Origin of the sequence: Streptomyces sp. RerS4 (genome assembly GCF_023515955.1) — a bacterium.
GTDB lineage: Bacteria > Actinomycetota > Actinomycetes > Streptomycetales > Streptomycetaceae > Streptomyces.
The window spans coordinates 3046477-3060324 of sequence record NZ_CP097322.1; the positions used below are offsets into that span (position 1 = coordinate 3046477).

At 73.6% G+C, this 13848-nt stretch carries 9 protein-coding genes, 1 tRNA gene and 1 pseudogene; 5 read left to right on the forward strand and 6 right to left on the reverse strand.

The window, feature by feature from the left end; genetic code table 11:
• Positions 1-56: 56 nt before the first annotated feature.
• Together M4D82_RS13895 and M4D82_RS13900 are read right to left on the reverse strand one after the other, a co-directional pair.
• A complete protein-coding gene (locus tag M4D82_RS13895; protein ID WP_249766346.1) occupies positions 57-2633 on the reverse strand; it encodes an ABC transporter permease in 2577 nt (858 codons plus the stop codon).
• Positions 2630-3406, reverse strand: a complete 777-nt coding sequence (locus M4D82_RS13900) for an ABC transporter ATP-binding protein (protein WP_502988921.1) — start codon at positions 3404-3406, stop codon at positions 2630-2632. The genes M4D82_RS13895 and M4D82_RS13900 overlap by 4 nt, the downstream gene beginning before the upstream one ends.
• Before the next feature lie 343 nt (positions 3407-3749).
• Here M4D82_RS13900 and M4D82_RS13905 point away from each other — a divergent pair, with 343 nt between their 5' ends.
• Both M4D82_RS13905 and M4D82_RS13910 read left to right on the forward strand, forming a co-directional pair.
• A complete protein-coding gene (locus M4D82_RS13905; protein WP_249766348.1) occupies positions 3750-5375 on the forward strand; it encodes an MDR family MFS transporter in 1626 nt (541 codons plus the stop codon).
• 60 nt (positions 5376-5435) lie between these two features.
• Positions 5436-6302: a hypothetical protein gene (locus M4D82_RS13910; RefSeq protein WP_249766349.1), complete on the forward strand. Its 867-nt coding sequence runs from the start codon at positions 5436-5438 to the stop codon at positions 6300-6302.
• 46 nt (positions 6303-6348) lie between these two features.
• On the opposite strand, the gene M4D82_RS13915 is transcribed toward M4D82_RS13910, so the two are convergent.
• The 3 genes and pseudogenes from M4D82_RS13915 to M4D82_RS13925 form a co-directional block, all read right to left on the reverse strand.
• A complete protein-coding gene (locus M4D82_RS13915) occupies positions 6349-7245 on the reverse strand; it encodes a DivIVA domain-containing protein (protein WP_249766350.1) in 897 nt (298 codons plus the stop codon).
• Between the two features lie 123 nt (positions 7246-7368).
• Positions 7369-9869, reverse strand: a pseudogene (locus M4D82_RS13920) (SUKH-4 family immunity protein).
• Between the two features lie 7 nt (positions 9870-9876).
• A complete protein-coding gene (locus tag M4D82_RS13925) occupies positions 9877-10860 on the reverse strand; it encodes an SMI1/KNR4 family protein (RefSeq protein ID WP_249766351.1) in 984 nt (327 codons plus the stop codon).
• A gap of 244 nt (positions 10861-11104) precedes the next feature.
• Between M4D82_RS13925 and M4D82_RS13930 the strand changes: the two genes are divergently transcribed.
• Positions 11105-11710 carry a YwqJ-related putative deaminase gene (locus M4D82_RS13930; protein WP_502988922.1) on the forward strand — a complete coding sequence of 202 codons (606 nt, stop codon included), beginning with the start codon at positions 11105-11107 and terminating at the stop codon, positions 11708-11710.
• A 5-nt stretch (positions 11711-11715) separates the two neighbouring features.
• Positions 11716-12228: an SUKH-3 domain-containing protein gene (locus M4D82_RS13935; RefSeq protein ID WP_249766352.1), complete on the forward strand. Its 513-nt coding sequence runs from the start codon at positions 11716-11718 to the stop codon at positions 12226-12228.
• A 3-nt stretch (positions 12229-12231) separates the two neighbouring features.
• Here M4D82_RS13935 and M4D82_RS13940 read toward each other — a convergent pair whose 3' ends face one another.
• Positions 12232-13521, reverse strand: coding sequence for a sensor histidine kinase (locus M4D82_RS13940; protein WP_249766353.1), 1290 nt, complete (start codon positions 13519-13521; stop codon positions 12232-12234).
• 126 nt (positions 13522-13647) lie between these two features.
• Between M4D82_RS13940 and M4D82_RS13945 the strand changes: the two genes are divergently transcribed.
• A tRNA-Gln gene (locus M4D82_RS13945) sits at positions 13648-13718 on the forward strand.
• Positions 13719-13848: the final 130 nt, after the last annotated feature.

Genomic DNA, 13848 nt, shown 5'->3' on the forward strand with positions numbered 1-13848 from the left:
CCGTCCACGGGGACGATCCGGGGCCGCTCGTGCCGTCCGACGCGCCGCTACCCCCGCTACTCGCTCGCGATCGCGTTCAGGACGTTCATCCGCCCCGCCCGGAAGGCCGGGACCAGTGCGGCGAACAGACCCACCAGCGCCGAGCCCGCGAACACCGCGAGGATCGTCGGCCAGGGGATCTCCAGCACCTTCAGGCCTTCGAGGGCCAGCAGCCGCTGCGCGCTCGCGCCCCAGCCCATGCCCAGTCCGAGGCCCAGCAGGGCGCCGAAGAGGGCGATGACCACCGACTCCAGGCGGATCATGCGGCGCAGCTGCCGGCGGGAGAGGCCGATGGCCCGCATGAGGCCGATCTCGCGGGTCCGTTCGACCACCGAGAGGGCCAGGGTGTTCACGACGCCCAGCACCGCGACGATGATCGCGAGGCCGAGGAGCCCGTAGACGATGTTCAGCAGCTGGCCGACCTGGTCCTTCAGGGCCTGCTTGTAGTCGGCCTGGTTGCGGACCTTGTACTGCGGGTACTCGGCCAGCGCCTTCTTGACGTCCTCGTACGCGCTCGCCGCCTGGCCGTCCTTGGCGGAGGCCAGCAGCATGAACGGGCGCGGCAGCCGGTCGGCGGGGACGTTCGCCCGGGCGAGGGCGGTGCTGATGTACTTGGCGCCCTTGTCGATGTTGCCCTCGTCGAGGGTGATCGCGGCGACCTTCAGCTTGACGGTGTTGCCGCCGGTGAAGGCCACGCTCAGCTCGTCGCCGACCTTGACGCGGTGGGCGTCGGCGTAGAGCGAGCCGACGGAGATGGCGTTCGTCCCGTACGCCGCCGCGTGCTCGCCGGCCACCACCTTGCGCCGGAGGTCCTTGGCGTACGTCGGGTCGGTGGCGCTCAGGCGCTCCTCGGTGGCGGCCCCGTCGGGCGCGGTGATCCTGGCCGGGATCTCGCGGTAGGCGGTGACGTGGTCGAGGCGCCCGCCGGCGCGCATCGCCTGTTCGGCCTGCGCCACGATCGGCTGGCCGGTCTCGGAGCTGACGATGTAGTCCGCGCCGACCGACTTGTCGAGTTCGTCGGTGGCGGAGGCCACCATCGAGGAGCCGACCACCGACAGGCAGGCGACCAGCGCCAGTCCGATCATCAGCGCGGCGGCGGTGGCGCCGGTGCGGCGCGGGTTGCGCAGCGCGTTGCGTTCGGCGAGCCGGCCGACGGAGCCGAAGGGCCGCAGGACGATCCCGGCGAGCATGCGGACCACGCCGGCCGCGAGCAGCGGGCCGATCATGATGAAGCCGATCAGCGTGAACAGGACGCCGACGCCCAGCCACAGCGAGCCGGTGGTGGCCTTGTCGGCGGACACGGCGAGGAACAGCCCTCCGCCGCCGACGGCGGTGACGACCAGGCCGAGGACGGCGCGGATCACACCGGCCTTGCGGTCCCCGGTGATGCCGGATTCGCGCAGGGCGGCCATCGGGGAGACCTTGCCGGCCCGGCGGCCCGGGACGTAGGCGGAGACGACGGTGACGACGATGCCGAGGACCACGCCGGCGACCGGGGTCGTCCACATGACCGTCAGGTCGCCGGTGGACATCTTCATGCCCAGCAGGCCCATGAGCTTCATCAGGCCGACGGCCAGGCCGATACCGGCCGCCACGCCGAGGAGGGAGCCCACGACGCCGAGCAGGAAGGCCTCGACCAGCACGGATCGGTTGATCTGCCGGCGGTCGGCGCCGATGGCGCGCATCAGGCCGATCTCGCGGGTGCGCTGGGCGACCAGCATCGAGAAGGTGTTGAAGATGAGGAAGATGCCGACGAGGAAGGCGATCCCGGCGAAGCCGAGCATCCCGTACTTCAGGACGTCCAGGAAGGCGCCGACGTCCTTGCGGTTGGCGTCCGCGGCCTCCTTGGCGGTCTGGAGCTTGTAGGGGCCGGCGCCGAGGGCGCTCGCGACGCTCTGCTTGAGCTGCTCGTCGCTCACCCCGTCCTTGGCGGTGACGTTGACGTGGGTGAACGTCCCGGGGCTGCCGAGCAGGTTCTGCTGGGCGGTCGGGAGGTCGAAGTAGACGAGGGTCGCGCCCGGGTTGGTCACCTGGAAGGTGGCGATGCCGCTGATCTTCGCGCGGAGGTCGCCGCTGAAGGTGATGGTGCGCAGCTCGTCGCCGAGGGCGAGGCGGTGCTTCTTCGCCGTATCACTGTCGATCATCACGTCGGTCGGGCCGCGCGGGGCGTGACCTGAGGTGATCTTCATGGACTTCAGCTCGGAGTCGCTCCAGTTGCCCGCGAGGGTCGGGGCGCCGGTGGTCGAGCCCACGTTCTCGTTCTTGGAGTTGACGACCGTGACGGCGGCGGAGATGACCCCGCCCTCGGCGGAGCGCACGCCCTGGGCGCCCGCGGCCTTGGCGACGACGGCGCCGTCGAGCGTCTCGGGCTTGCCGGTGTCGGGTATCTCCTCCCCGACCTCGGCCTGCTTGGGGCTGACGGTGACGTCGGAGCTGGTGACCGCGAAGAGCTTGTCGAAGGTCGCGGACATCGTGTCCGAGAAGACCAGGGTGCCGCAGACGAAGGCGACGGACAGCATGACGGCGATGGCGGAGAGCGCCATCCGGCCCTTGTGCGCGACGAAGTTGCGTCGCGCGGTCTTCATGACGGTCACGACGTCCGCCCGCGCGCGTCGAAGTCCTTCATCCGGTCCAGGACCTGGTCGGCGGAGGGGGCGTACATCTCGTCGACGATGCGGCCGTCGGCGAGGAAGATGACGCGGTCGGCGTACGAGGCGGCGACCGGATCGTGCGTGACCATGACGATGGTCTGACCGAGGGAATCCACCGACTGGCGCAGGAAGCCGAGGACTTCGGCGCCGGCGCGGGAGTCGAGGTTGCCGGTCGGCTCGTCACCGAAGATGATCGCCGGACGGGCGGCGAGGGCGCGGGCGACGGCCACGCGCTGCTGCTGACCGCCGGACAGCTCGGTGGGGCGGTGCTTGAGTCGGCCCGCGAGGCCGACGGTCTCCACGACCCGCTCCAGCCACTGCGGGTCGGGCTTGCGGCCGGCGATGTCCATGGGGAGCGTGATGTTCTCCAGGGCGTTCAGCGTCGGCAGCAGGTTGAAGGCCTGGAAGATGAAGCCGATCTTGTCCCGGCGCAGCTGCGTGAGCTTCTTGTCCTTCAGGCCGGTGATCTCGGTGTCGTCGAGGTGGATCCGGCCGCTCGTCACGGTGTCCAGCCCCGCCAGGCAGTGCATCAGCGTGGACTTGCCGGAGCCGGAGGGGCCCATGATCGCGGTGAACTGCCCCCGGTGGATGTCCACGTCCACCGAGTCGAGGGCGACGACACGGGTCTCGCCGGATCCGTAGGCCTTGACGACCTCGCGCGCTCGGGCGGCGACGGCGCCGTGGCCGCCGATGTCCCCGTGCCTGGTTTCGGTCATCGCCGATGTCACGGTCTTCTCCCCTGTTCGTGGTGCTGTGTGGCCGTGTCCGCCCGCGTACGCGCGTCGCCGCCTCGAAGTCTGCGCGGCGGGGGGTGGTCGGCGCGCTGGTGCCCATCGCCGTATCCACCGGGGGGTTAACCCCACCCCCCGGGCCCCGCTCGTATGAATCAGTTAAGGACCCGCACGGACTTTCGGCCTCCTCCGCCGGGACGAAAGACCCCTGGGCCGCAGTGCTGACCAACCCCTAGGGGATGTCCACCCCTCGGGCGATCCGGCGTCAGGGATACCGCCCGGCGCACCCCCGGTGAGATGGTGTTTCCTCCGGACGAGGGGGGCAGGGGTGGGGAGCGCCGAGCAGGGGCCGCGCGCCGCCGGGGAGGACCGGGCCGGCCCGGTCGCGCCCCGCGCGGGAGACGTTTCGGCCAACGCCGGAGGCGTTTCGACCCACGCCGGGGGCGAGGCGCCGCCGAGCCGCCCGACGACCCCGGTCGTCGTCTCGTTGATGCTGTGCATGGGCCTGGTGGCCCTGGACAGCACGATCGTCTCCACCGCCGTCCCACAGATCGTCGGCGACCTCGGCGGGTTCTCCGTCTTCTCCTGGGTGTTCTCCGGCTACCTCCTCGCCGTCACCGTCACCCTCCCCGTCTACGGGAAGCTGAACGACACCCTGGGCCGCAAGCCGGTGCTCCTCTTCGGGACCGCGCTGTTCCTGGTCGGCTCGATCCTGTGCGCCGGCGCCTGGAACATGGCCGCGCTCATCGCCTTCCGGATCGTGCAGGGGCTGGGCGGCGGCGCCCTCCAGAGCACCGTGCAGACCCTGGCCGCCGACCTGTACCCCCTCAAGGACCGCCCCCGCATCCAGGCCCGGATGACCACCGTGTGGGCCTCGTCCGCCCTGGTGGGCCCCGCCCTCGGCGGTCTGCTCGCCCAGTACGCGGGCTGGCGCTGGACGTTCCTGATCAACGTCCCCCTCGCCGGGCTCGCCCTGTGGCTGACCGCCCGCCACCTCGTGGAGCCCGTACGCTCCCCCGGCCGCCGGGGCCCGGTCGACTGGGCCGGGGCGCTCGGGGTGTTCGTGTGCGGCGCCCTGCTGCTGTTCGCCCTGGTGCAGGGCGGCGTCGCCTGGCCGTGGCTGTCCGCGCCCTCGCTGGGGCTGCTCGCCGCGAGCGCCGCCTCGGCCGCCGTCGTCGTGCGGATCGAACGCCGGGCGGCGCAGCCGATCCTGCCCGGCTGGGTCTGGCGCCGGCGCACCATAGCCGCCGTCAACCTGGCCCTCGGCGCGCTGGGCGTGCTGATGATCGCCCCGATGGTGTTCATGCCGACGTACGCGCAGACCGTGCTCGGTCTCGGGCCCGTCGGGGCGGGCCTGCTGATGGCGCTCATGACGCTGAGCTGGCCCGTGTCGGCCGCCCTGTGCCAGCACGTGTACCGGCGCATCGGGTTCCGCGACACCGCCGTCCTCGGGATGTCCCTCGCGGCGGTGATCCTCTTCTCCTTCACCCTGTTGCCGCACCCCGCCCGCCCGTGGCAGCCCGCGCTCGTCATGCTGCTGCTGGGCGCGGCCCTGGGGCTCTTCCAACTGCCGCTGATCGTCGGGGTGCAGTCGACGGTGGGCTGGGCCGAGCGGGGCACCACCACCGCGTCGGTGCTGTTCTGCCGCACCGTCGGCCAGAGCGTGGGGGCCGCGCTGCTCGGAGCGGTGGCCAACGCCACCGTGGCGACCCGGCTGGCGGACGCCCCGGACCCCGACGTCGTACCCGGCCTCCCGGCCCGGCTGGACGACGTATCGCGGGCCCTGGCCGCGCCGGGCGACCTCTCGCCGGCCGCCTCCCGGCACCTGCGCGACGCGGTGGCGGCGGCCGTGGACCACATCTTCCTCGGCGCCGGCGCCGCCGCGGTGGTGGCCCTGCTGGTCCTCCTGCTGATGGCCCCGCGCCGGTTCCCGGTCCTCCCCGAGCAACGCTGACTTGTCATGCACGGCGTCAGTGGGTGAGTCTCTTTCCACGGACCGTACCGGGGGGACCCCATGACAGCCACGTTCTTGGCCTTGGCGTTGTTCGCCGCCCTGACCCTGCCCGTGGGCCTGCGCCTGTACCGCCGGCCGGGCTTCGTCACCGGCCGCGACGGCCGCCTCTCCACCTCCACCACCCTCGCGCTGGCCTGGACCGTGATCCTGGTCTGGCTGCTCCTCGCGACCCTCGCCCACGGGCTCATCGCGGGCGGCGGCGCCGCGTACTTCCGGGGCTCCGACGGCCCGTTGTCCACCCTGACGACGGTGTACCTGCCGCTGCTCGGCGGCCCGTACGTGGCGCTGATCGGGGCGAAGGCCGTCGTCGGGATCCGGCTGGAGCACGGCAGCATGGCCAAGCCCGCCCCGAAGTCCCTGCCCGGCGGCCGCCGTCCGTTGCGGGAGCTGATCGCCGGCGACAGCGGCCGCATCGACCTCGTGGACCTCCAGTACGTCGCCCTGAGCGCGGTCACCATGCTCTACGTGGTGCTGTTCTTCCTGGCCGACCCGGCCGCCGGACTTCCCCGACTGCCTTCCGAGATCTGGGCCCTGACGGGCGCTCCGGCCGGCGCGTACCTGGTCAACAAGCTGGCCACCCGCCCCAACCCGGTCATCACGAACGTCACCGCCGGCGGGGACTTCCTCACCGTGGAAGGCGGCGGCTTCACCGACCCCCACCTCACGGTGAACGACACCCCCCTGACCCCCACCCAGGACCCCACCACAGGCACCCTGACGACCCCCCTACCCGCCACCCTCCACCCCCCGTTCACGGTGGCGGTAACCTCCCGAGGCCTCCGCAGCGACCCGTACACGTACACAGCCCCGGCCGCCCCGGCTCCGGCTCCGGCTCCGGCCCCGACCCCGGACCAGCGCACCGGCTGACCGGCCGGGGGTTCCCGACCCCGGCCCCGCAGCCACCCCACCCGACCTACCCCTCCGCCGGCGCACGCCCCGTCAGCGCCGCCAGGCTGGAGCGGACGTGGTTCATGTGCGCCCTCATCTCCTCCTGCGCCTCCGCGTGTTCGCGCAGCACGCGCTCCGTCTCCCGCCCGATCCGCTCCTCCCGCACCCGCGCCTCGGCCAACAGTTCATCGGCCCGCGCCTGCGCGTCCTCCTGCCCGTGCCGCGCCGACTCCTCCGCCTCCGCGAAGGCCCGCCGCGCCTCCGCGAGCCGCGCCTCCGCGTGCCGCTCCAGTTCGGCCTGGCGCGCCTCCCACTCCGCCAGGCGCGCCGCCGCCTCCCGTTCGGCCGCGTCCCACCGCTCCACCTGCTCCTGCTCCCGCTCCGCGCGCATCGCCTCCGAGCGCCGCCGCGTCTCCACCAGCCCCGCCTGGGCCTCCCCCCGCCACGCCGCCGCGTCCTCCCGCGCCTCCGCCCGGATGGCGTCCGCCTCGCGCTGCGCCCGCAACAGACCCTGCCGCGCCCGTACCTCGGTCTGCTCGCGCACCGCCTCCGCGTCGTGCCGCGCCAACTCCGCGACCCGGTCCGCGTGCGCCTCCGCCGCGCCCGCCGCCTCGACGGCGTCCGCCCGCGCGTCCGCGCGCAGCACCTGCGCCTCCTCCTCGGCCAACGCCAGGATCCGCCGCGCCCGCTCGCTCAGGTCGTCGTACGTCTGCGGGGCCAGTGCCGCGACGGCCTCGCGCAGCCGCGCCGCCTCCGCCTCCATCCGCTTGGCCAGGACGGTCAGCCGGGCCACGCGTTCCCATGCCTCGTCCCGGCTGCCGGCCAGCCGGGCGAGGTACCGGTCGACCTCCTCCATCCGGTAACCGCGACCGCGCACGGTCGAGAAACCCTGGGGTCCGTGAGGTGACATGGGTGCACTCATGCGGGAAGCGCCTCTCTCGCGGGGATTCCCGTCAAGGATGCGTCATTTGGTCACAGAAGCCGGAATGGCCGGGCCGTGACCCCGTTCGGGGGCACCGGCCCGGCCATTGATCCGATCACCTGATCAGAGCAGTCCGTCCCACATCTGCTCCAGCAGCACCGACCACCAGCTCTCCGGCGAGGCCAGCGCCGCGCTGTCGAGGCCGGCCAGATTCGCCTGGAAATCGACGGTCCACCGGCCCGCCTGTTCCGGCGTCAGATGCTGGCGCAACCGCCACATGTGACCCAGCATCGCCAACGACCGCGCGAATTGCGGCAGGCTCGAATTGACGAACTGCGGCGGTACGGGAGCCCCGCCCGGACCGGCCTCCACCGGCACCGCCACTATGTGCGCGGTGCCGTACTGCACGCACAGCGCCTTGCCGAAGTCGCTGCCGACGACCAGGTACGAGCCCGCGTCGGACGCCGGCTGCACCTGCCGCTGCGCGGCGAGTTCGGCCAGCGTCGGCACCGGCTGACCCGGTACGGCCTGCGCCCAGAAGAACGGCCCGAAGTCGACCGGCAGACCGGCCCACATCAGGGTCTGCGCCACGACGTCCGGCACGCCCTGCCGGGACACCGCCCGCTGGTCGAAGCGGAACACGCCCTGGGGCCCGAACGCGCCCGCCAGTTCCTGCGCGATGGCGTCCATCGGGATCGCGGGCTGGAGCGGAACCTGCGGCAGGGGCGCGCGCACCGGCGCGGGACGCGCCGGTCCGTCCGCCACCTGGTGCAGCTCACCCTGATGGGTGAGCAGGTGGCGCATGCCCTGCTGACGGCCCGCGTGGTCGGTGCCGTACGGGGCCACGCTCGTGATCCGCACCTGCGGCCACGTCTCCCGGATCATCCGGGCGCAGTAGCCGCCGGGCAGCTCACAGGAGGCCAGCTCCGTGTGCAGCTCCAGCACCTGCTGCGGCGGCACGTTCATGGCCCGCAGCTCGTACAGGATCTGCCACTCGGGGTGCGGCGTACCGGGCGCCGAGCGGCGGATCAGCTGCTGCTCCGAACCGTCGGGGGCGCGGTAGCGCAGGACGGCCTGGTAGCCGGGGCCTACGGTGGGCACGCCGGAGGGCGCCGGCGGCTGCGCCGGACCACCGCGCGGCGGTACCGGCGCCGGACCCGGCGGGCCCGGAGGAGCGGGCGGCTGCCCCGCACCCGGACCGGCCAGCATGGTCGCGGCGTGCTGCGCCGGGCCACCCGGAGCGCCAGGCGGGCCAGGAGGCCCCACCACGGCGGGACCCGCCAACATCGTCGCGGCGTGATCCAGACCCCCACCCGCAGCACCGGGAGCGCCCGGAGGCGCGGGCGGCGCCGACGGAGCACCGGGCGGACCGGGAGGAGCAGGGGGCGCCCCCGCACCCGGGCCGGCCAGCATCGTCGCGGCGTGCTGCGCCGGGCCACCCGGAGCGCCAGGCGGGCCAGGAGGCCCCACCACGGCGGGACCCGCCAACATCGTCGCCGCATGATCGAGACCCCCACCCGGAGCGCCAGGAGCACCCGGAGCCGCGGGCGCGGCCGGCGGAGCACCGGGCGGGCCCGGCGGAGCGGGCGGCGGCACCGTACCAGGGCCGGCCAGCATCGTCGCGGCGTACTGCGCGGAGCCGGCGGGTGCACCGGGAGCCCCGGCGCGGCGGGCGGCGCGGGCGGCGTCGGCACACCGGGCACACCCGACACACCGGCACCAGCACCAGCGCCGGCACCGGCACCGGCCGCACCGGCCCCCGCCGGCGTACCCGTCCCGACGCCCGGTCCACCGGCCGGCCGCGACACCCGGGCCTTGCCCGTCGGCGCGTCGGCGATCTCCGCCGCCTCCGGCGAGGGCCCGAGCACCGGGTGCACGGCGGTCCTGGGCAGTCGGCTGCCGCCCTCCATCAGCGTGGTCTTCGCCTCGGACGCCACCCCGGACGGCGTCGAGGGCCGGTCCTCCAGGTCGGAGCCGGACAGCGGCGGCGCGAACACGGTCGCGGGCAGCGGCACGGAGGCGTCGTCACCGCCGCCGGGGTTGACGTCCGTCCCGGCCCACGGCGTGGACCCGACGGGGACCCCGTCGTTCGCCGTCGGCTCGTACGGCACCTCCGCCTCACGGCGCAACGGCACCGGATCGGACGCGGCCGGGCCGGCGGGAACCGAAGCGGCCGAAACACCCGCGGGCTCCGGCGCCGAGGGCGCAGAAGGCACCGCCGGCGCGGAAGCCGCAGACCCCGCCCCGCCCGGGATGCCCGCCCGGTCCGCCGCCTCCTGGAGCCACTCCGGCGGGCTCAGCATGAACGACGTCTGCTCCGAGTCGATCCGCGGCGGCGGAACCGAAGCCTCCGAGGTCGCCGAGGCCACCCCGTACTCCTCCTCGTAGCGCCGGATCACCTCGCCCACGGGCAGACCGGGCCACAGCGTGACCTCACCGCTGTCCCGCGCGATGACCAGCCGCTGCCGGCCGCCCCCGGACACGGGACCGGTCGGCCGGTCCTCCGCCCACACCACGAAACCGAGCCCGAACTCCCGTACGCGCACCTCCCGGTGCTGGTACGCGGGCACGTCCCCGTTGATCCATTCCTCGGCGCGCTCCTGCGCCTGCGCGAAAGTCACCACTGCGCGATCAACCCTCCACCACGACCGGAACCGATCGCGCGAATCCGCCGTCCACCATCAGACCGGCCACCGTCTCCAGCTCCGGCGGGTTGCCCGCCAAGCGCTCCAGGAAGGCATCGAAATCGGCACCGCACGGCAGCAACAGCCGCTCCACGCGCTCCTGCACCGACCAGCCGTCCCGGTCGCGCGCGTCGTCGTACGGGGAGAACCACACGGAACCGACCCCCTCCCCCCTGACCTTCACCGCGAGCAACCCGCCCTGGACGAAGGCCACGCACAGGTAGTCCTTCGTCAGGTGGTCCCGCAGACACTTGTTGACGTAGACGAGGTCGTTGACCGCCGCCTCCTCACGCACCGTGAAGAACGGCTGGTCCACGAGCAGGCCCAGTTCGACGAGGAGTCCCGTGCCGACCGGCGCGCAGCCGCCGGCCGCCTTCAGGAACGCGCGGTAGGCCTCGGGCAGTCGGTAGCCGAGGTCCTCCTCGACGCCCTGGAGCTGCTGCTCAGAGACGGACACCACCGTCTTCGGCAGCCCCAGGTGCACCGGGCGCACCTCCTGCAACGGCCGCGTCCCGCGCTTGTCGTGGTCCACCGGGGCCGTCGCGAGGCCGGCGTGGTGGCGCAGCAGGGCCTTCACCTCGACGGGGACCAGCTCCATCCGGCGCGTTCCGGCCACGTGGTGCCAGGTCCAGCCGTGCGGGGTGGCCACCGGTCCGACGGTGTCCCACAGCGCGTGGCCGGAGCCGCGCATCGCCGCGTTCGCGGACACGCAGTCCGTCAGGCGCAACTCGTCGACGCCGAAGCCCTCCGGCGGCTCCGCGATCTCCACGGCCGCGCGCGCGTAGCGCGAGAAGTCGGGATGGCCGTTCGCGTCCATCCGTACGCCGTGGGGATGCCGAGCGGCCCGGACCGGGTCCGGGAAGTGCACGACCTGCCCCGAGTAAGCGGCGTTGGGTGGCGCGGCCTGCTGCCCGAGCCGACCTGTCGTCATGGCGGTAGCCCCCTGCTGGATCTGGCTGGTTCACCACAGCCTGGTTCACCACAGCCTATGTGCTCCGGCAAGAGGCTCACCCGCCCCCGAGGGCGGTACACGCGGACAGGGCGGGAACATCCGAATTGATACGAATCTTCGACCCCGCTTCCACACGACAGGCGACATTTGACAGGCTGTGCCGAAGCACGGGGGCGTGCGCGAGACCGGAGACCACCGCCGCCACGGGAGGGAAGAGACGAGCATGTACACGGCGACACCACACACGGTGACCCCGAACACGGTGATACCGGACACCACGGCAGGCCGCGCCGACCACGCGGACGCCGTCACCGGAACCTTCACCGAACCCATCACCGCCGAGCACACCGCCGGCGACCCCCGCCTGCGCTGGAGCAGCACGGGCGACCCGCACACACCGCCCGTCCTGCGCTTCCGCCGCGACGGCATCCTGCCCACCGTCGCCGCGGCCCTCTCCGTACGCGGCGAGACCCTCACCGGCACGGCGGGCAAGGCCGACCAGCCGCCCGTCCTGCACCCACTGGTCCAGGACTTCCTCGACACCCTCAGCAGCGGCCGGCGGGAACGCTTCACCGGCCGGTGCCCCGAGGCCATCCTGCTCTCCCGCCACCTCACCGCCGTCGAGGGCGCCCGCAGCAAGCGCGCCTCCCGCAAGCCCCTGACGGCGAGCGAGGCCCGCCGCTCCCTGAAGCACTCCCGCATCACCGCCCGCCGCATCCGCGAGGACGGCGACCCCCTCCACGGCAGCTACGCGCCCCCCTGCCGTTCCTGTGACGCGCTCCTCACCCACTTCGGCGTTCGCCCCGTCGACCTCACCCACCCCGAGTAGCCACCATGACCGCCTCCTCCGCCTCCTACGACCGCTCCTCGGCCACCCGCTTCGCCGGCCCGATCGACTCCGCGCTGCGCACCGCGGGCTGGGAACCCGGCCGCTGGGACATCAAGCAGGCCGAGTACTGGGCCGACGCCCTGCGCGACCACACCACACCCGCCGGGCACCGGCACACCGTCTTCCCCGCGGCCGTCGAGGCCTGGGCGGAGTTCGGCGGGCTCACGGTCACGGCGCCCGGACCGGGCCGGCAGATAGCCCCGGCCCGGGTCCGTATCGATCCGCTGACGGGGCTGCACCTGGCCCGCACCTTCGCCGACCTCGGCCGCGCCCTGTCGACGCAGCTGTGCCCGCTCGGCGCGGACACCGACGGCGGCTCGCACCTCGCCATCGACCGCGAGGGCCGCGTCTACGGCATCGACCACACCGGCGACTGGTACCTCGGCGCGAGCCTCGACGACGCCCTCACCCTCCTGCTGACCGGCCTCCAGCCGGCCCGCCTCACCACGGAGCCCTGACGCTCACCGGGCCGGCAGCACCGCCGACACCTTGAACCCGCCCGCGTCCGTGGGCCCGGACACGAACACCCCGCCGAGCCCGAGGACGCGTTCGCGCATCCCCACGAGCCCGTTCCCGCCGCTCGGCAGCTCGGGCCGGACCACGTCCGCGCCCGTGGGCCCGTTCTCCACCTGCGTGGCGACCTCCCCGTCGCGATGCGCGAGCCGCACGACGACCCGTGCGCCGGGAGCGTGCTTGTGACAGTTCGTGAGCGCCTCCTGCACCACCCGGTACGCCGTCTGCTCCACTTCGGCGGGGTACGCGCACCGGTCGCCCCGCACCACCATCTCGACGCTCATCCCGGCCACCCGGGACTGCTCCACCAGCGCCTCCAGCTCGTCCAGCGAGGGCCCGTCCTCCCCCACCGCCGGCGCCGCCGCGACGACGGTCGCCGCGGGCAGCGGCCGGACCTGCGGCCGCGCCCGTGACTGCGCCTGTGCCTGCGCGGATCCCGACCGCAGCACGCCGAGCATCTCGCGCAGCTCCGTCAACGCCTGGCGTCCCATGTCACCCACCAGCGCCGCGTTGCGCGCCGCCTTGGCGGGGTCCTTGACCGCCACCGCCTGCAACGCCGCCGCGTGCACCACCATCAGCGACACCCGGTGCGCCACCACGTCGTGCATCTCGCGGGCGATCCGCGTCCGCTCCTCCGTACGGGCCCACTCGGCGCGTTCCTCGGCCCGGTCCGCGAGCAGCGACAACTCCCGCTCCAGCGAATCGGCCCGCTCCTGGAGGCTCTCCATCAGCCGCCGCCGCGCGCCCACGTACAGCCCGAGGAGGACGGGCGGCACGGTCAGCGCCACCGCCATGAACCCGGACAGCACCAGCACGAGCGTGCCGTCGGCCTCGACATCGCCCCGGGTGCGCAGGTAGGTCACCACGAAGGTGGCCGCCAGCGACATCGAGCCGAGGATGGCCAGCACCCGGCGGGGCACCTCGCAGGCGGCCAGGGTGTAGAGCCCGACCACGCCGAGCACGAAGCCCATCATGGCCGGGGCGACACCGATCCCGACGAGCACCACCGCGACGGGCCACCGCCGGCGCAGCACCAGGGTGGCCCCCACCACCAGCCCGAACAGCACCGCGACGGCCACCGGCAGGCCCGCCTCGCGGGCGAAGGGCACCCCCTCCGCCGCGCACTCGGCGGCGGACAGCGCCCCGAGTCCCACGTCCAGGGCGGCCGCCCGCCGCCGCTCCCACCACCAGGGCCCGTCCCGCCCGGCTCCGTCCCGCTCTTCCCCCGTACTGGTCATGCCGTCCAGCGTACGGACGAGGTCCGCCGAAGCGCTGCCGGATACCGTCGCATCGAAGGCGGGTGGTGCGGCATAGTAGGGGCTGCACCGCATCCGATCAACGAATCGGACGCGGCGGACGAACCATCCCGGATCGTCTAAGGGCAGGACAAATGGTTTTGGTCCATTGAATGAGGGTTCGAATCCTTCTCCGGGAGCTCGCCCCACACGGCCGCCGCCACGGCCGTACATACGGCCGTTCGGTCTTCGGGTCCCGACCACCATGGTCGGGACCCGCGTTCGTGGAGGGGTAGGCGGCCCCCGCTATCCTTCACGGGTCCACCCCCG

Bases quoted from the DNA above. Each gene is read 5' to 3' on its own strand.
- M4D82_RS13900 (WP_502988921.1), bottom strand. From the start codon at position 3,406: ATGACCGAAACCAGGCACGGGGACATCGGCGGCCACGGCGCCGTCGCC.
- M4D82_RS13910 (WP_249766349.1), top strand. From the start codon at position 5,436: ATGACAGCCACGTTCTTGGCCTTGGCGTTGTTCGCCGCCCTGACCCTG.
- M4D82_RS13915 (WP_249766350.1), bottom strand. From the start codon at position 7,245: ATGAGTGCACCCATGTCACCTCACGGACCCCAGGGTTTCTCGACCGTG.
- M4D82_RS13925 (WP_249766351.1), bottom strand. From the start codon at position 10,860: ATGACGACAGGTCGGCTCGGGCAGCAGGCCGCGCCACCCAACGCCGCT.
- M4D82_RS13930 (WP_502988922.1), top strand. From the start codon at position 11,105: ATGTACACGGCGACACCACACACGGTGACCCCGAACACGGTGATACCG.
- M4D82_RS13935 (WP_249766352.1), top strand. From the start codon at position 11,716: ATGACCGCCTCCTCCGCCTCCTACGACCGCTCCTCGGCCACCCGCTTC.
- M4D82_RS13940 (WP_249766353.1), bottom strand. From the start codon at position 13,521: ATGACCAGTACGGGGGAAGAGCGGGACGGAGCCGGGCGGGACGGGCCC.